The sequence below is a fragment of the Paraburkholderia sp. BCC1876 genome, from assembly GCF_902833695.1.
Taxonomy (GTDB): Bacteria; Pseudomonadota; Gammaproteobacteria; order Burkholderiales; family Burkholderiaceae; genus Paraburkholderia.
In genome coordinates this window covers 1-18,979 of the sequence record NZ_CADFGI010000007.1, presented here as the reverse complement: position 1 = coordinate 18,979, position 18,979 = coordinate 1, and the positions used below count along the sequence as shown (strand labels likewise).

Below are 18,979 nucleotides of genomic sequence, written 5' to 3'. Positions count from 1 at the left end.
TTCGCGCCCTTTTAGAGATCGGCGGCCTTGCGCCGATGTGGTCAAATAGCGTGCTTCGGCCGCCGCGGCGCGCCTGAGCGACACATTCATCAACCCGGCCGGAGGTCCTGTTTGGCGGTAAGTGCGATCGAAAAGCCGTGTCAGCGGCGCGGCAGGGCCGGCACCGGGCGTGGCTATTCCACCGCGCCCGTGTTGCGCTGGTTGCGCGCGTGGCTGGCGTTCGGCATCGTCATGCTGGCGCTGTCGGCCGGCGCCGCGCACGCCGCGCGCCCCGCCGCCAGCTACAAGGTCGACATCGACGCCTCGCCGCGCTCGCTGCGCAAGCTACTCGAGGCGCATCTGGATATCGCGCGCTTCGCCAAACGGCCCGACATCAGCGACGACCAGTTCGAGTTTCTGATCACCGCCACGCCCCAGCAGGTGCGCGATCTGGCGGCCACGCAGGGCTATTTCACGCCGGTCGTGCGTACCGACGTGCGCACCGTGGACAACGCGAAGCGCGTCACGGTCAGTGTCGACCCGGGGCCGCAAACCCACATTTCATCGGTGTCGCTGTCGTTTCGCGGGCCGGTGCTGACCGAAGATCCTGCGCAGGAAAACGCCGCGCGGTTCGCGTTTTCGCTGCACGAAGGCGACGCGTTCTCGCAGGGCGACTGGGAAGACGCGAAGAACGCGTCGCTGAAGGCGCTGCAGGCGCGGCGTTACCTGGGCGCGAAAATCTACCATTCCGAGGCGCGCGTCGATCCGCGCACGCACGAGGCCAAACTGTCGGTCACGTATGACAGCGGGCCGACCTTCACGATGGGCAAACTCGACGTCTCCGGCACGCGGCGCTATCCGGAACAGATCGTCGACAACGTCAATCCGATCGCGGTCGGCGATATTTACGACGTGCAGCGCGTCGCCGAATTGCAGCGGCAACTGCAGAACACGCCGTACTACGCGAGTGTGGCGATCGACGTGGACAGCGACCCGGCCAAACCGGCCGACACGCCGGTGCACGTGAAAGTGTCCGAGTATCCGTACAACAGCTTCCGCGGCGGTCTCGGTTATTCGACCGACAACGGCCCGCTGATCCAGGGCGCGTATTCGTATCTGGATACCTTCGGCAAGGCATGGCCGTTCACCGTCGAAGGCCGCGCCGACCAGATCCAGCAATACGGGCAAATCCAGTTGGCCATGCCGCCGGGCCCGCGCGCGTGGACCAATAGCGTGCTGGCGTCCTACACCACGACCGACGTTTCCGACACACGCATCTACAGTATCCGCGGCGGTGTGCAGCGGGCGCGCACGTCGCAGTTCATCGACTACAACTACTCGATCCTCTACTACCAGGACCGGCTCGATCAGAACGCAATTGCGCCGACCACGAGCCGCGCGCTGGTGCCGTCGTGGTCGTGGACCCGGCGCGATACCGACGACCCGCTGTTCCCGCGCAAAGGCAACCTGATTCACGCCGAGGCGGGTTTCGCGATAAAGGGCGTGCTGACCGATCAGACCTTCGTGCGCGGTTATGCGCGCGGCCAGCAGTACCTGCCGATCGGCAAGCAAGACCTCGTGGTGCTGCGCGCCGAACTCGGCGGCGTGTTTACCAGCGGCAGTTCGAGCGGCATACCGGCTTCGCTGCTATTCCGCGCGGGTGGTTCGAATTCGGTGCGCGGCTATGGTTATCAGAGCATCGGTAACGAGGTCGACGGTTCGGTGCTGCCCACCAAATATCTCGTCACGGCCGCGGCCGAGTATCAACACTGGTTTTCGCACGACTGGGGCGCTGCCGCGTTCTTCGATGTCGGCACCGCCACGGATACCTGGGGCGAAAAAGTCTTTTATCCCGGCGTCGGGGTGGGCGCGCGTTGGCGCAGCCCGGTCGGCCCGGTCAATGTCGACGTCGCGTATGGCATCCGCAATAAAGACGTGCGACCGTATCTGACGCTGGGCATCGCCTTCTGATGGACATCTGCTTCGACATGATTCCCGCATGACAACGGACGTTTCCGCCCAACCACCCGCACAGCCGCCCGGCGCGTATCCGCCGGACCCGCCGTCGCCCGATGCGCCGCCGCCGAAGCGCCGGCCCGGCCGTCTGTTGCTGAAAACACTCGCATGGACGATAGGCGTGCTGGTGCTGCTGGTCGCGCTGGCGGTCGGCCTGGTGTATGGCGCGCTGACCACCGAGCGCGGCACCGCCTATGCGTGGCAGGCGGCGGTCAAACTGCTGGGCGGCAAGCTGAGCGGCACGCTCGAAAGCGGCACGCTCGCGAACGGCTTGCAGTTGCGCGAGGTGCGTTGGCGCAGCCTCGACGGCAGCGGCACCGATATCCAGATCGATCGTGTGGCGGCCCGCTGGGGGCTGACGCGCGAGCCGTGGCGTCTGACGATCGACTATCTGCATGTCGGTACTGTCGACGCGCGCATCGGCGCTTCGTCGTCGAGCAGCAGCGAGCCGCTGAAGCTGCCGCAAGATTTGCGTTTGCCGATGCAACTTGAGGTCCGCGACGTTCAGCTCGACAAACTGCTGCTGCGCGAGGGCGGCTCGACCACCGAGTTCTCGCGCTTCATGTTTCATGGGCGCAGCGACGGGCGTCATCACGAGGCCGCGATCGAGCGGCTCGATACGCCGTTCGGCGCGGTGACGGCGTCGGCGAAACTGGACGGTGTGCGGCCGTTTCCGCTGACCGGAGACATCGGCTATTCGGGCAAGGTGAATAACGAGGCGGTGCAGGTGGGCGGCCATCTGAGCGGCTCGCTGGAGAATCTGATCGCTGAACTCGATGCCAGCGGCATGAAGCTCGCCGGTCACGCGCGCGTCGAGGCCACGCCGTTCGGCACCGTGCCGTTGAAGCGCGCCACGCTGACTTTCGATCATGTGAATCCGCAGGCGTTTGCGCCGGGTGCGCCGCTGGCGGATCTGGCCGTGCGGGCGGAGTTGCAGCCGGTGTCGCAGGACGGGGCGGGGACGGTTGTGTTGGGGGCGAGCGCGGCTAGCGTGGCAACACCCGCTAGTGCAGCGATGACCGGCGCGTCCAGCACAGCGGTAGCGCCACTTGTCAGCGCCAGTAACGCCAAAGGCGCCAGCAACGACACCGCCAAATCCGCAGCCACGACCTTCGCCGTTGCCGGCCATGTCTCGATCGTCAACGCCAAGCCCGGCGCGATCGACCAGAACCTGCTGCCGATCATCGACGCCAACGCGGACGTGCGTCTCGACGCCGAGTCGCAGCGCATCTCGAACCTGGCCGTGCGGCTCGTCAAAAGCGCCACGCTCAGCGGCGGCGGGACGCTGACCGGCAAACGCGGGCAGTTCGATCTGCAGGTGGCCGGGCTCGACCTGAACGCGCTCGAAGCCACCGTGCGGCCTACGCAACTTTCCGGGCCTATCGGCATTCGTTTGAACGACGACATACAGAGCGTCACGCTCGATCTCGCCGATCCGAAAGCGGCGCTGCGAGCTCAAGGCAAGATCACGTTCGACCCCGCGCGAACCAGCTTCAACGATGTGCGCATCTCGTCGGGCAAAGGCCGTATCGACCTGTCCGGCGCGCTCAAGCACGACGCGAATTCCACCTACAACCTGAAAGCGCAGCTCACCGATTTCGATCCGTTGACGCTGACATCGCAGATGCCGTCGCGCAAGCCGGTGAGCGGCGCGGCGTCGGCTTCTGCACCCACAGCCGTTAGTGCGAAAGGCAAGAAGCTCACGCAAGCCAGCAAAGCACAAGTACAAGCCGAAGCCGCAGCCGAAGTGGGCAGCACGGCCGGCGCGAAGAGCGCCGCGCCCGCCGACCAGGCCGCTGCCGCCGTGAAAAACACCGCCAAAGCGGCGGTGAAAACCGAACTCGCCCAGCGCAAGACCGCGCCGTCCAAACACGTCGCACCGGCACCCCGCAAGAGCAAGATCGAAGCGCGCGTGAACGGCACGCTTACCGCGGCCGGCATGCTCGGCCCGGTCTTCACGACCAAGGCCGAATTCAAGCTCGGCTCGAGCGTCTACGACAACCTGCCGCTAACCGGCGGCGGCACCGTCCAGTTGGCCGGCTCGCGGATTCTGCCGAGCCGCGCGAACCTGTCGGTGGCGGGCAACCAGGTGGATCTGCAAGGCAGCTTCGGCGCGCCGGGCGACCGCTTGCGATTCCGCGTCGACGCGCCGCAACTCGAACGCCTCGGTTTCGGCCTCGCGGGCCTGATCGCGGCCGACGGCGACGTGACCGGCTCGTTCGCGCATCCGAGTGTCATGCTGAACTACAAGGCCGACAGCGTGGTGTTCAGCAGCAACCGCATCGGTCACGCGGAAGGTCACGCGGAGTTGCGCGACGGCGCGAACGGCGCGCTCGTCTTCACGACCGACGCGCGCGATCTGAGCGCGGGCGGCGTCGACCTGACCACGCTCACCGCGCGCTTGTCCGGCACGCGCGCGAATCACACGCTGGAAGCTGCGGCCACCGGCAAATTGCAGGATCGACCGCTCGATCTGACGCTCGCCGCCAACGGCAAGCTGACCGATGCGCGCGATGGAACGCATTGGGACGGCACCGTCACCCGTTTCCAGAATCGCGGCACGCCCGCGTTGAATCTCGAGTCGCCACTGGCCGTGAGCGCCGGTCCGCAGCGCCTCACGCTCGGCGCCACGCGCCTGACGCTCGAAGGCGCGGTCTTGAGCCTGAAAACCTTCGCCTTCGACCACGGCAAGATTCAGTCGGCCGGCACCTTGACCGACATTTCGCTCGCCCGTTTGCAGGACCTGCGGCGTGAGATCACCGGCGAGCCGGCGGCCGTCAAAACCGATCTGATCTTCGACGGTGACTGGGACTTCGCGCTCGGCAGCACGGCGAGCGGCCATATCCAGTTGAAGCGGCGCGGCGGCGACGTTACCGTCGAAATTGGCCGCGGACTCGCGTCGCTCGGCATTACGGACATCACCGCGCGCGCCGAATTCAGCGGCGGCAACCGGCTCAACGCCACCGTGCACGCGCAGGCGAGCCGGATCGGCGTGATCGACGCCGACGCGCACACCACGCTGGTGGCGCGCGACGGCTTTCTGACCGTCAACGAAGAGGGTGCGCTGAGCGGTAACGTGAATGCAAACGTGCCGTCGCTGAAAACGACCGGCGGGCTATTCGGCCCGAGCTATCTGCTGGACGGTCACCTGGCGCTCAAGCTCGCGCTCGGCGGCACCGTCGCCAAGCCGAACCTGACCGGCTCGCTGCTCGGCGACGGCCTTTCCGCGACGATGGTCGATCAGGGCGTGCAGTTGAAGGACGGCGTGGTGCGCATCGCGCTGTCGCAGAATCTGGTGGACTTCCAGCAGGTCGAGTTTCACGGCGCGAGCGGCACGCTGCGCGCCACCGGCCGCGTGCGTCTGGATGGCGCGGAACCGGACCTGACGGCGAGTATCGTCGCCGACAAGCTCGAACTGTTCGCGGCGCCGGACCGCAATCTGTCGCTGTCGGGCAGCGCGAGCGTCGCGAACGCGGGCGCGCAAGGTGGCCTCGCGATCAACGGCAAGTTCGCCGTCGATCACGCGTTGTTCGACTTGCCGGAGCAGGCCGCGCCGAAGCTCGGCGACGATGTGGTGATCGTGCGCCCGGACGGCACCGTGGCCGGCGAGCGGTCGCCGCCGATCGCGGGCACCAACAAGCCGGTCGGCCCATTCGCGCCGCGCGCCGATATCGACATCAGCCTCGGCAACAACTTCCGTTTCCGCGGACAAGGTGCCGATCTCGGCCTGACCGGCACGATCACCGCGTTGAGCGCGCCCAACCTGCCGCTGCGCGCGGTCGGCAACGTGCGGGTCACGCAAGGGTCGACCTACACCGCGTTCGGCCGCAAGCTCAACATCGAGAACGGCTTCTTCACGTTCAACGGTCCGGTGGCCAATCCCGGCATCAACATTCTCGCCATGCGCCGCAATCAGCAGGTCGAGGCTGGCGTGCAGGTGACGGGCACCGTGCAGTTCCCGGTGGCGAAGCTGGTGTCCGAGCCGAACGTGGCGGACAACGAAAAGCTCTCGTGGCTGCTGTTCGGGCACGGCACCGACCAGGGCAATAACCTCGGTCAGCAAAGCACCATGACCACGGCGCTTGCGTTGCTCGGCAGCGCAAGCGGCAAGCGGATCGCGCAGACCTTCGGGCTCGACGAGTTTTCGATCGGGCAGAGCGAGGTCGGGCTGACCGATCCGCAGGTGGTGATGGTGTCGAAGGCGATCAGCGAATGGCTCGTGCTGGGCTATGAGCAGGGTCTGCAGTCGGCGAGCAATGCGATCAAGGCGACCGTCAACCTGACGCGGTATTGGTCCGTGGCAGCGTATGGCGGCACGTTCTATGGCGCGACGCTACTTTATACGCGACGCTTCGACCGGATTCAGTGGTGATGCGCTGACGCAGGGTTGAGCATTGCCATTCCGCAGAAAAAAACGGCACGCTTTTTAAAAGCGTGCCGTTTTTGTTCGTGCCTGAAATGCGCTGAAGTGCGTTGCGGTGCACTGCAGTGCGCCGCGTTGTAGCGATCAGCAAGCGCTGCCGCGAAGCAGCGCCGTGCGTTTTACTTCACGCGCATGCCCGGCTTCGCGCCGCTGTGCGGTTCGAGAATGTAGAGACCCGGTTCAGCCTTTTCATCCGTTGCCGATGCAGCCAGCACCATGCCTTCCGACAGGCCGAACTTCATCTTGCGCGGCGCGAGGTTCGCGACCATCACCGTCAGCTTGCCGACCAGTTGCTCGGGCTGATACGCCGACTTGATGCCGGAGAACACGTTGCGGGTCTTCTCTTCGCCGATGTCGAGCGTGAGTTGCAGCAGCTTGTCCGATCCTTCCACCGCCTTGCAGTCGACGATCTTCGCGATGCGCAGATCGATCTTCGCGAAGTCGTCGATCGAGATGATGCCCGACGCGTCGTCCTGGTCTGCCGCGGCGGCTTTCGCTGCCTTCGCCTTGGCCTTCGCGTCGGCCGGCGCCGCTGCTTCCGGCGTGGCTTGCAGCGAATCGCGATTGGCGGCCAGCAGTGCCTCGATCTGCTTCGGATCGACACGCGTCATCAGATGCTTGTATGCGTTGATCGGGCGCGCCGAGCTGAGCGGCACGTTCGCGTCGGCCCACACCAGTGGCTCGATGCCGAGGAACGCTTCGACTGCTTCGGCCAGCTTCGGCAACACCGGCTTCAGCGCCAGCGACAACAGACGGAACGCCTCGACGCTCACGCTACACGTTTCGTGCAACGCGACACCGTTCGCCGGGTCTTTCGCCTGATCCCACGGCTTCGCGGTGTCGACGTACGCGTTGACCGCGTCCGCCAGGTCCATGGTTTGACGCAGCGCGCGGTTGTACTCACGGGCTTCGTAGTTCGCGGCGATCTGCGGCACGGCGGCGCGCAGCGTGGCCAGCAGCGGGTGCTGCATCGCGCTGTCCTGCACGCGGCCGTCGAAACGCTTGCTCAGGAAACCGGCGGCGCGGCTCGCGATGTTCACGTACTTGCCGACCAGATCGCTGTTCACGCGCGCCTGGAAGTCGTCGAGGTTCAGGTCGAGGTCTTCCATCGTACTGTTCAGCTTGGCCGCGAAGTAATAGCGCAGCCATTCCGGATTCAGGCCCGTGTCGATCACGCTTTGTGCGGTGATGAAGGTGCCGCGCGACTTCGACATCTTCGCGCCGTCCACGGTCAGGAAGCCGTGCGCGAACACGTTGGTCGGCGTGCGATGACCCGAGAATTCGAGCATGGCCGGCCAGAACAGCGTGTGGAAATACAGAATGTCTTTGCCGATGAAGTGATACTGCTCGGCCTTCGACCCCTTGTTGACCCACGCGTCGAAATCGAGGCCGCGCTTTTCCGCGAGGTTCTTGAAGCTCGCGTAGTAGCCGACCGGCGCGTCCAGCCACACGTAGAAATACTTGCCCGGCGCGCCCGGAATTTCGAAGCCGAAATACGGCGCGTCGCGCGAGATGTCCCAGTCGGCGAGCTTGGCTTCGCCGGCGTCGCCGAGCCATTCGCGCATCTTGTTGGTCGCTTCCGGCTGCGCCAGACCGCCCACCCATGCGCGCAGGAAATTCTCGCAGCGCGGATCGGACAGACGGAAGAAGTAGTGCGTCGAGGTCTTGCGGATCGGCGTGGCGCCCGAGACGACCGAGAACGGGTTGATCAGCTCGGTCGGCTGGTACGTGGAACCGCAGACTTCGCAGCTGTCGCCGTATTGATCTTTCGCGCCGCACTTCGGGCACTCGCCCTTGATGAAGCGATCCGGCAGGAACATTTCCTTGACCGGGTCGTATGCCTGTTCGATGTCGCGCGCTTCGATCAGGCCCGCTTCCTTGAGCGCCAGGTAGACGTTTTCGCTGAGAACGCGGTTCTCTTCGGTATCGGTCGAGTAGTAATTGTCGAACGAAATCCCGAAGCTGTCGAAGTCGCGTTTGTGTTCCTGCCAGACGCGGTCGATCAGCTGCTTCGGCGTGAGACCTTCCTTTTCCGCGCGCAGCATGACCGGCGTGCCGTGCGTGTCGTCGGCGCCCACGTAATAGACCTCGTGCCCGTGCATTCGCAACGTCCGGACCCAGATGTCCGTCTGGATATATTCAACCAGATGGCCGATATGGATTTGCCCATTCGCATACGGAAGGGCCGACGTGACGAGAACCTGGCGACGGCCTGACGGCGCGCCTGCGGAGAGATCGGTTGCGGGTGCTGACATAGGGATGGTGGGAGCCTGCGGTGGGACGAAAGGTTGATTCTAGCAGGGCAGGCGTTCGGCGCGGAGCGGGCCGGGTGCCCGGACGGCCCGCGTGAGGCGGCGTCGGATCGTTGCTGAGTGCGAAGGTGCGTAAACCGAGCGCCCAAAAAAAACCGGGGTTATTAACCCCGGAGCAACAACGACAAGAGGAGAATGGTGACGCGGCGGCGATTGCCAACCGCGTACCGTAAAGACAGACAGCGGATTTTCGGCAGAGTTCGAAATTTTTTCGGTCGGCGCGAGATTTTGATTCTTCCGCTTTTTACGGTTTGTCACGAGCCGGCGCCCAGATCTCGTCGGCCGGCTCCCACCTTCCTCTCAAGTCAGAGGCTTATTGCGTCGTGTGCTGAGCCGTGGCGCGCAGATAGATTTCCACGCGACGGTTCGCCGCACGGCCGGCTTCGGTGTTGTTGTCGGCGATCGGCTGGTTCTGGCCCATGCCTTGTGCCGACAGGCGCTGCGGCGCCACGCCGCGCTGACCCAGGTAACCCGTCACGCTTTGCGCGCGATTGACCGACAGCGTCTGGTTATAAGCCGGCTGACCCGTGCTGTCCGTATAGCCGACCACTTGCGCGATCACTTCCGGGTTCTGCTGCAGCGTCTGCGTCAGCTGGTCCAGCACCGGCGCGAACGACGACTTGATCGCGTAGCTGTTGGTGTCGAACGTGACCGAGCTCGGGATGTTCAGCTTAAGCGAGCCATCCGGCTGTTCGGTGATCTGCGTGCCGGTGCCCTTGGTGGCGCCCGACAGCTTGTTGTGAATGGCTTGCCAGTTGTAACCGGTGACACCGCCCACCGCCGCGCCGACGCCCGCGCCGATCGCAGCGCCCTTGCCGCCGCCGAAGATCGCGCCGATCGCCGCGCCGGTGCCGGCGCCTACGCCCGTGCCGACTGCGGTGTTAGTGCCCTGTTGGGTGGCGCAGCCTGCCAGCAGCGAGCCGGCAACGGCGAAAACGGCCAGGCGAGTCATGATTTTTGCATTCATTTTCGATTCCTCTTGAGTGAAGCGGGTAAAGCAGCGAGTGGCGGCCAATCTAGGAGCTGACCGTTCCAGTAATTCAGTAAAGCAGACGGATCGAAAGACGGGAAATTCCGGCTCTTTCACCGCCCCGGTCCGACAGTGAAGCAGGGTCTTCAGGCACGGCCCGGCGCGAGCCACTACAATAATGGCAGACGTACACGGCGATGCGGCCCCATGGCGTTTCGCCTGCCCGAAGCGTGCCCGGCACGTCTGGTTTTCGCAATGCCGTCTAACAATTTCTTTCAAATTCCGGCGCGTGGCCGAGACTTCGATTCCGCCGCGCCGCAGGTGTTCCCCACGGAGTGTCAATGAGTATCGATCGGGCTATGGTCGACGCTGCCCTCGCAGCCGTCACTGACCCCAACACCGGCCGGCCTTACGCGGCGGCCAAGAACATCAAAAACGTCGCCGTGCAGGATGACACGGTTAGCCTCCAGGTGGTACTCGGCTATCCGGCCAGGCGCCAGTTCGAGGCGATCCGCGCGCAGTTCGGCGCGGCGCTGCAAGCCGTGCCGGGTGTGGCGAACGCGCGCGTCGAGGTGAGCCAGGACGTCGCCGCGCACACCGTACAGCGCGGCGTGAAACTCTTGCCGAACGTTAAAAACATCGTCGCGGTGGCGTCGGGCAAGGGCGGCGTCGGCAAGAGCACGACCGCCGTGAACCTCGCGCTGGCGCTGGCGAGCGAAGGCGCCTCGGTCGGCATCCTCGACGCGGACATCTACGGCCCCTCGCTGCCCATGATGCTGGGCATCGAAGGCCGGCCCGAGTCGCCCGACGAGAAGTCGATGAATCCCATGACCGGCCACGGCCTGCAAGCCAATTCGATCGGTTTTCTGATCGAGCAGGACAACCCGATGGTGTGGCGCGGCCCGATGGCCACGTCGGCGCTTGAACAGTTGCTGCGGCAGACCAACTGGCACGACCTCGACTACCTGATCGTCGACATGCCGCCGGGCACCGGCGACATTCAGCTGACGCTGTCACAACGCGTGCCGGTGACCGGCGCGGTGATCGTCACGACGCCGCAGGACATCGCGCTGCTCGACGCGAAGAAGGGCCTTAAGATGTTCGAGAAGGTCGGCATTCCGATTCTCGGTATCGTCGAGAACATGGGTATGCATATCTGCTCGAATTGCGGGCACGAAGAGCATATCTTCGGCGCCGGTGGCGGCGAGCGGATGGGCAAGGAATATGGCGTCGAGGTGCTCGGCAGCTTGCCGCTCGACATCGCGATCCGCGAGCAGGCCGACTCGGGTAAGCCGACTGTCGTGGCGGACCCGGACGGGCGTATCGCGGAGATCTACCGGTCGATCGCGCGCAAGGTCGCGGTCCATATCGCCGAGCGCGCGCGCGACATGACGTCGAAGTTTCCCAGCATCGTCGTGCAGAACACCTGAGCGGCCCCTGGCCAAAGGGCTTATGCAGGGCGTAAGGGGGCTATTTGCGCCGGGTCTCGCGGTATCATGTCGGCTTCACAAGTTCGGCTCAGCGGCCGCAGGGGCGGCCGCCTGGCCGGCAAGAGGATCGCATGGGAAAACGAATCGACGGGCACGCGGTACATGCGTTCATCGTCCTGGCTGCCGGCAGCGTGCTGCTGTGCGGCTGCAGCACGTTCCTGAGACCACAGGAAAAGCGCGCCGACGCGCAGTTGCTGCCCACCGTGGGCAACCAGGCGCGCGGCCTCGTCACGTTCATCGAGCGGTCGGACGGCGTGCAAGTGACCTACAACCTTGCGGGCATGCCGCCCAATAGCGACCACGCGTTGCAGGTTCACGAGCGCGGCGACTGCAATGCCGCCGACGGCTCCAGCGCGGGTGAAGTGTTCTCGCCGGCCGCCGAGCGTCTGAAAGCGGGCGCGCGGGTGGAAGGCGACCTCGGCAATATTCATGCGGATTCGAACGGCGTGGCCACCGGTTTCATCGTCGCGCCAGATGTGTCGCTGGACGGCATCCGCTCGGTGTTGCAACGCGCGGTCGTGCTGCATCGCGACCCGAGCGATTCGTACGCGTATCCGCCGCATGGCGCGGGCCCCGCGCTCGCTTGCGGGTTGATTCGTCAGTAATTGGCGGCGCCGCCCGAGGGCGCTCCATAGGGCGCGGCCGAACAGCCCGGCTGGCCGGCCAGCCGTCTAGAGGCGCGCGTCGGGTCGATCTCAGCCCCTACCCGCGGCAGCATTCTCACGATCGCGTAAAATAAGCGCCTTTCGTCGGCGGATCCCGGTCCCAACCGGGTTGTTATCCGTCACACCTCTGTCATTCACGTCGAGCAGCGTTCACCTATGACCATCAAATCCGACAAGTGGATCCGCCGCATGGCCGCGTCGACCAATATGATCGAGCCGTTCGCGCCCGATCAGGTGCGCGTCTCCGAAGACGGCCGGAAGATCGTCAGCTACGGCACGTCGAGCTACGGCTACGACATTCGCTGCGCCGACGAATTCAAGATCTTCACCAATATCAACTCGACCATCGTCGATCCGAAGAACTTCGACGAGAAGTCGTTTGTCGACTTCAAGGGCGACGTCTGCATCATCCCGCCGAATTCGTTCGCGCTGGCCCGCACGGTCGAGTATTTCCGCATTCCGCGCAGCGTCCTGACCGTGTGTCTGGGTAAGTCCACGTATGCGCGTTGCGGGATCATCGTCAACGTGACGCCGTTCGAGCCGGAATGGGAAGGGCACGTCACGCTGGAATTCTCGAATACGACACCTTTGCCTGCGAAAATCTACGCGAACGAAGGCGTCGCCCAGGTGCTGTTTTTTGAAAGCGACGAGATTTGTGAAACGTCGTACGCGGATCGCGGCGGCAAATATCAAGGTCAGCACGGCGTCACGTTGCCCAGGACCTGACGCCGGCAGCGTATTGACTCACCAGCTACACCGGGTGACCGCTGCTATTTACAGAATGCAGCGGTCGTTCTTTTTGGAGAATCGCCCATGAAGTTTCGTTTTCCCGTCGTCATCATCGACGAAGATTTTCGCTCCGAGAATATCTCGGGTTCCGGCATCCGGGCTTTGGCCGAAGCCATCGAAAAAGAAGGCGCGGAAGTCCTCGGGTTGACGAGCTACGGCGATCTGACTTCGTTCGCGCAGCAATCGAGCCGCGCGTCGTGCTTCATCCTGTCGATCGACGACGACGAACTGCTGCCGTACGTCGATAACGTGGTGGTGGAAGGCGAGACGCCCGAACTGGCCGCCGCGATCGTCGCGCTGCGCGCGTTCGTGACCGAAGTGCGCCGCCGCAACGCGGACATTCCAATCTTCCTGTACGGCGAAACGCGTACGTCGCGGCACTTGCCGAACGATATCCTGCGCGAACTGCACGGCTTCATCCACATGTTCGAGGACACGCCGGAGTTCGTCGCGCGCCATATCATCCGCGAAACCAAGGTGTATCTGGACTCGCTCGCGCCGCCGTTCTTCAAGGAACTGGTGCAGTACGCGGATGAAGGTTCGTATTCGTGGCACTGCCCGGGGCACTCGGGCGGCGTGGCGTTTCTCAAGAGCCCGCTCGGCCAGATGTTCCACCAGTTTTTCGGCGAAAACATGCTGCGTGCCGACGTGTGTAACGCCGTCGACGAGCTCGGTCAGCTGCTCGACCACACCGGTCCGGTGGCGGCCTCCGAGCGCAACGCCGCGCGCATTTTCAGCGCCGACCACGTGTTTTTCGTGACCAACGGCACGTCCACGTCGAACAAGATCGTCTGGCACGGCACGGTCGCGCCGGGTGACATCGTGCTGGTGGACCGCAACTGCCACAAGTCGATCCTGCACGCGATCACGATGACCGGCTCGATTCCCGTGTTCCTGACGCCGACGCGCAATAACTTCGGCATCATCGGTCCGATTCCGCGCAGCGAGTTCGAGCCGGAAAACATCCGCCGGAAGATCGAAGCGAACCCGTTCGCCCGTGAAGCGCTGGCGAAGAATCCGGGTCTCAAGCCGCGCATTCTGACCATCACGCAGAGCACTTACGACGGCGTGATCTACAACGTCGAGATGATCAAGGAAATGCTCGGCGACTGGCTCGACACGCTGCACTTCGACGAAGCCTGGCTGCCGCATGCGGAATTCCACGAGTTCTATCAGGACATGCACGCGATCGGCGCGGGTCGTCCGCGGATCGGCGCGCTGGTGTTCGCCACGCACTCCACGCACAAACTGCTGGCCGGCATTTCGCAAGCGTCGCAGATCGTCGTGCAGGACTCGAAGAACAGCCGCTTCGACAAGCATCGCTTCAATGAAGCGTACTTGATGCACACGTCGACCAGCCCGCAGTACGCGATCATCGCCTCGTGCGACGTGGCCGCGGCCATGATGGAAGCGCCGGGCGGTCCCGCGCTGGTGGAAGAATCGATCGCCGAAGCGCTCGATTTCCGCCGCGCGATGATCAAGGTCGACACTGAATACGGCGACGACTGGTTCTTCAAGGTGTGGGGCCCGGAACAGTTCGCCGAAGAAGGCATCGGCTCGCGCGAAGACTGGGTGCTGCGACCGAACGAAGCGTGGCACGGTTTCGGCCCGTTGGCCGAAGGCTTCAACATGCTCGACCCGATCAAGGCGACCATCGTCACGCCGGGTCTGGACATGGACGGCGGCTTCGGCGAGACCGGCATTCCGGCCGCGATCGTCACGAAGTACCTGGCCGAGCACGGCATCATCGTCGAGAAGACCGGGCTGTATTCGTTCTTCATCATGTTCACGATCGGCATTACCAAGGGCCGCTGGAACTCGATGGTCACCGAACTGCAACAGTTCAAGGACGACTACGATAACAACCAGCCGCTGTGGCGCGTGCTGCCCGAGTTCGTCGCGCATCACCCGATGTACGAGCGCGTCGGTCTGCGCGATCTGTGCCAGCAGATCCACGGCGTCTACCGTGCCAACGACATTGCGCGTCTGACAACCGAGATGTACCTGTCGAGTATGGAACCGGCGATGAAGCCGTCCGACGCGTTCGCCAAGCTCGCGCACCGCGAGATCGACCGGGTACCGATCGACGAACTCGAAGGTCGCGTCACGTCGATTCTGTTGACGCCGTATCCGCCGGGCATTCCGCTGCTGATTCCGGGCGAGCGCTTCAACAAGACCATCGTGAACTATCTGCGGTTCGCGCGCGAGTTCAACGAGCGCTTCCCGGGGTTCCATACGGATATCCACGGGTTGGTGGGCGAAACGATCAACGGGCGCATCGAGTACTTCGTCGATTGCGTGCGCGGTTGAGGATGCGGAAGAAGGTGGTCGAGGTGGTCGGCGGCGGCGACGCGATTGGGTCGCCGCGCGGCGGATGGCGGCGTGCGGTTGCGGCCCTGTCGTTGTCGCTGCCGTTGCCGATTGCGTTGACTTCGGCGTTGACGTCGACGTTGACCTCGGCGCTGGCCGCGGCCACTTTGTTCGCCGCGTTGTTGGGCGCTGCGCCTTTGTTGGCACATGCCGAAGTCGCCGCCGCCGATCCGATCGATGCGTCGATGCGCGCGTGTCTGGCGCGCAGCGACATGTCGTCGACGACCGGGCAGGTGCAGTGCATGGACAATGCGCGGATCGGCTGGAAGACCGCGCTCGACAACGCGTGGCAGCAGCTTCAGCCGAAGTTGCCGGCCGCGCGTCGCAAGCAGTGGGAAAAGAGCCAGGCAAGCTGGCTCGCTTCACGCGACGCCGAGAAACAATTGCTCGCCGCCGTATTCGCGACGACGCAAGGCTCGATGTACATACTGGCCGAAGCGGATATGCAGTTGCAGCCGGTGCGTGATCGCGCGCAGGCGCTACGCAGCGCGGTGGCTAACGCCGGCAGCGTTCCGCCGGCGCGGTTGCGGGCGTGCCGATCGGACGCGCAATGCGAACACGCTACATTCGATCTGAACCGCTATTACCGTCGTTTGCAGGCCAAGATGCCCGCGCGTTCACGGCCGACGCTGGTGCGCGCGCAACGCGCGTGGAATGCGTATCTGGATGCCACGACGCCGTTGCTCGACGAGCGTGGGCGGATCGATATCATCGGGGCGCGGGTGGCGACGCTTAAGCGGTTGTCGGAGACGGTGGGGAATAGCTGAGCGTTTTGTTGAGCGTAGGCCGGGCGCGTCACGCGGCGTGCAACGCGCCCAATGCGAATCTCGCGCTGGACACCGTATTCGCCGACGTGGACCGCGCTCAGTGTTCAGTGCCTCGTGCGAATCGATCAATCTAGCGCGTAGTCTTCGGGTTGTGGCTTGGGCATCGGCAGAGACGCTTCGCCTAGCAGATCGCGTGTGGCGTCTTCGATCGTCGCGGACATCGCGTTGAGTGCGAGGTCGTTGTCGTCGGTGCCGAAGGGTTCTTCGATTTGCGATGCGATGGCTTCGTGCGCCATGAAGGTGTACGCGACGAACACCGCGAACACCGGCGTGAAGATGCCGATGCTGTCGACCAGACCGAACGGCAGCGACGCGCAGAAGAAATAGACCGTGCGGTGAATCATCACCGAGTAGGCGAACGGCAGTGGCGTCGAGGCGATGCGCTCGCATCCGCCGATTACATCAGAGAGTCCATTCAGATTTCGATCGAAGGCGATCACGGCCATCGGGTCGATGGCGCCTGCGCGCGCCTGGCGGTGAACCCATTCGCCGAGGTAAAGCATCAGGGTTGCGGGTTTGTAGCGCGACACTATGACGCGGTCGAAGAGGGCTTGTGGCAGGCGTGCGGCGAGGTCTTCGGTTGGGTCGCTCCTGCGGAGTTGGTGGCGCAGTGCGTGCGGGAGGGCGCTTAGGGCGGCGAAAAATTCCTGCGTGTCTTCTTTTGGGAGTTGCCGGGTTGGCAGGGTAAGGACTTCGCGGGTTAGCGAGCGTGACTCGTTCAGCAGTTGGCCCCACAGCTTGCGCGCCTCCCACCAGCGGTCGTAGCTGGCGTTGTTGCGGAAGCCTAGAAATACCGCGAGGGCTATGCCTATCAGCGAGAAGGGGGCGGTGGTGTTCAGGTTCAATGTCACCGGGAGCAGGTGGTCGTGCGCTGCTACTGCGATGATTGAAATGCAGAAGATCAGGAATAGGCGGGGGAGTAGTCGCGGGAGGACCGAGCCTCGCCAGGCCAGCAGCATTCGGAACCAGTGGAGGTGGGGGCGGATGATCATCAGGGGCTCGGTTTTGCCTTCGGCGATGGGGGTTTGATTTTATCGCTTTCGGATGGGCTGGCTTGAGGGTTGTGGTCCTTGGGTGTTGGCCTTTCCTTGTGGTCATGGTGGTCTATTAGCGTTGCCCCTGTGCGGGGCGGCACTAACTTCTCTTTGCCGCGGCAAAGAGAAGTCAGCAAGAGAAAGCCGCTCACACCGCTAATTCTTAAGCGGGGCCCTCGCGCAGTTCCGGTAGTGGCTCATCTGGAATTTGTGCTCTCGCACACTCCGCGTTCGTGACACAGCAGTCATTCTTCCGGCGACGCTGCGCGCGCCGCAGCGGTCGTTCACACACGGCCGCTGCTAAGCGGGTTCCTCGCGCAGCCACGGTAGTGGGGCATCTGGAATCTGGGTTCTCGCGCATTTCGCGTCTGTGGCACAGCAGTCATTCTTCCGGCGGCGCTTCGCGCGCCGCGGCGGTCGTTCACGCACTCCCCTGCTAAGCGGGGTCCTCGCGCTGCGCGCTCGCCGGAATGGTCGGCGTTGAAGTCGGGGGTTGGGAGCTCGCGCCGCGAGGGCCGTCGGCTTCGTCTCGCCTCCGCGAGGTGCCGCACACCACGCGTGATTTCTTGTCGTGCTGAGCGGGAATTGCAATTTGTCGTGCGTGCGGAACATGCCTGCGTTTTCAAATTCGCCTGTTGCGCAGGGCAACGAATTAGCGTTGTTGAGGCCGTGCTGCGTTGATCCGAAAATAGTAAAAGCACATTCGGCGACTCGGGCATCCAATGCTGGATGCCCGGTCTTGCTTTCGAGTGCAGGTCATGGTCGCGTCTGTTCTATCGCGGCAAAGTGGCCGTGAGTTCGTGTCAGTGCGTCACGGCCGTCCGTCGTGAGGATGATTTGGAGCGAGCTCGCCTGGTCGGCATCGAACCGCTTGCGCAGTCAGTCTCGTTGCTCTTCGACGCTTCCTGTTTCTCTGTCAAAAGCTCTGCCGCGTGACGCGCTGTGAGTTGCATTTGAGGAACGCCCTTCGCACCCAGCGCGATGATGCCGTACAACTCCCGATCGGCCTCGGCCTCCAGCCGGTAGTCTTCGCCGGTTTCGACCCACAGCCCCAGTAGCGTTCGCTGCCGCGTTCTTTCATCAAGCGTTATCGCGGGGTTCTGGTAAATCGACGTCGCAAGCGTCAGTAGTTTGTCCAACTGCGCTGTGTACCGTTCAATGAGTCCGAATGTGGATAGTGCAAGTTTCTCGTACTGAATGGCATCGACAGAAGGGCGCGGGGCGCGTCGAGAATTCTTGGGGGATTTACTCATATGCGATCTCCAGATGCTGACTCGGATCGCCCGACACGCGTTCGAAAATACAGGGTGAGCGGGCACATTGCCGGGTTTCGCAGACCGGTGCGCGATACCAAGAACCGGCGAGCCGTGAGGCTCCCCCGCCAAGGCCCGCCCATAGAAAAAGGACGTTCAGAAGCGACCGCACTGCTGCGTGCGGTGGCTCGCGCTTCACAGGCTGCGACACCCGTTTGTCGTGACGTGCACGACAAAACGAGTCTAAAACCAGCAGCGCGGCAAGTGATCACCCGGGCAGGCTAAATAGCACGCGAATGCCCCTCTTCTGAAATTTCCCAACGAGCGTGTCAGAAACACAAGTAATTAGTGATGCGGAGCAGATTTGCGCTGTCCATACTGCGTTGGCTACTTGATGCTGAGTTGAAATACGTCGTGGGCATGGCGGTGCGACTCGTTGATATCGAGCTGATCTTCGTCGTTCAGGGGCCGGCGCGAGCCCGGCGAGCGCGCAGCGCGAGGAGCCAGCTTAGCCGCTGCCGTGGGTGAACGACCGCTGCGGCGCGCGCCGCGCCGCCGGAAGAATGACTGCTGTGTCACGAACGCGGAGTGTGCGAGAACCCAGATTCCAGATGCACCACTACCGGAACTGCGCGAGGGCCCCACTTAAGAATTAGCGGTGTGAGCGGCTTTCTCTTGCTGACTTCTCTTTGCCGCGGCAAAGAGAAGTTAGTGCCGCCCCGCACAGCAATGCTCTCAACTTAAGCCCCACTGCATCAAGCGAGTTTGTACGCGAGATGGAAGTGGGGCTTGGCTTTTCTGGGTGGTCTTGGATAAGAGCGTGACGGCTGTACCCGGCATCGGGTCAGGCG

The 18,979-nt window shown here is 63.7% G+C and carries 11 protein-coding genes; 7 read left to right on the top strand and 4 right to left on the bottom strand.

Annotation, left to right across the window (positions count from 1 at the left end; translation table 11 throughout):
• The first annotated feature begins 111 nt into the window (after positions 1–111).
• Complete coding sequence (locus tag HWY05_RS23950) at positions 112–1,950, top strand: autotransporter assembly complex family protein (RefSeq protein WP_176059858.1); 1,839 nt, start codon at positions 112–114, stop codon at positions 1,948–1,950.
• A 28-nt stretch (positions 1,951–1,978) separates the two neighbouring features.
• Positions 1,979–6,367, top strand: coding sequence for a translocation/assembly module TamB domain-containing protein (locus HWY05_RS23945; protein ID WP_176059857.1), 4,389 nt, complete (start codon positions 1,979–1,981; stop codon positions 6,365–6,367).
• A 170-nt stretch (positions 6,368–6,537) separates the two neighbouring features.
• Here HWY05_RS23945 and metG read toward each other — a convergent pair whose 3' ends face one another.
• On the bottom strand, positions 6,538–8,673 hold the full coding sequence (gene metG / locus HWY05_RS23940; protein ID WP_035552471.1) for a methionine--tRNA ligase: 2,136 nt from the start codon (positions 8,671–8,673) through the stop codon (positions 6,538–6,540).
• Positions 8,674–9,043: 370 nt separating this feature from the next.
• Complete coding sequence (locus HWY05_RS23935) at positions 9,044–9,697, bottom strand: OmpA family protein (protein ID WP_035552468.1); 654 nt, start codon at positions 9,695–9,697, stop codon at positions 9,044–9,046.
• A 344-nt stretch (positions 9,698–10,041) separates the two neighbouring features.
• Here HWY05_RS23935 and apbC point away from each other — a divergent pair, with 344 nt between their 5' ends.
• The 5 genes from apbC to HWY05_RS23910 all read left to right on the top strand — a co-directional run bounded on the left by apbC (position 10,042) and on the right by HWY05_RS23910 (position 15,781).
• Positions 10,042–11,130: an iron-sulfur cluster carrier protein ApbC gene (apbC, locus tag HWY05_RS23930; RefSeq protein ID WP_035552464.1), complete on the top strand. Its 1,089-nt coding sequence runs from the start codon at positions 10,042–10,044 to the stop codon at positions 11,128–11,130.
• Between the two features lie 131 nt (positions 11,131–11,261).
• A complete protein-coding gene (locus HWY05_RS23925) occupies positions 11,262–11,795 on the top strand; it encodes a superoxide dismutase family protein (protein WP_035552461.1) in 534 nt (177 codons plus the stop codon).
• Between the two features lie 216 nt (positions 11,796–12,011).
• The gene (gene dcd / locus HWY05_RS23920) at positions 12,012–12,581 is read left to right on the top strand and encodes a dCTP deaminase (protein ID WP_035552459.1); all 570 of its coding nucleotides are present in this window, start codon (positions 12,012–12,014) and stop codon (positions 12,579–12,581) included.
• An 87-nt stretch (positions 12,582–12,668) separates the two neighbouring features.
• Positions 12,669–14,954, top strand: coding sequence for an arginine/lysine/ornithine decarboxylase (locus HWY05_RS23915; RefSeq protein ID WP_035552457.1), 2,286 nt, complete (start codon positions 12,669–12,671; stop codon positions 14,952–14,954).
• Positions 14,955–14,956: 2 nt separating this feature from the next.
• Positions 14,957–15,781, top strand: coding sequence for a lysozyme inhibitor LprI family protein (locus HWY05_RS23910; protein WP_176059856.1), 825 nt, complete (start codon positions 14,957–14,959; stop codon positions 15,779–15,781).
• Between the two features lie 125 nt (positions 15,782–15,906).
• On the opposite strand, the gene HWY05_RS23905 is transcribed toward HWY05_RS23910, so the two are convergent.
• Positions 15,907–16,833 (bottom strand): bestrophin family ion channel, encoded by a 927-nt coding sequence (locus HWY05_RS23905; RefSeq protein ID WP_176059855.1) that lies wholly within the window; start codon positions 16,831–16,833, stop codon positions 15,907–15,909.
• An 845-nt stretch (positions 16,834–17,678) separates the two neighbouring features.
• Positions 17,679–18,128 (bottom strand): hypothetical protein, encoded by a 450-nt coding sequence (locus tag HWY05_RS23900; protein ID WP_176059854.1) that lies wholly within the window; start codon positions 18,126–18,128, stop codon positions 17,679–17,681.
• Between the last annotated feature and the right edge of the window lie 851 nt (positions 18,129–18,979).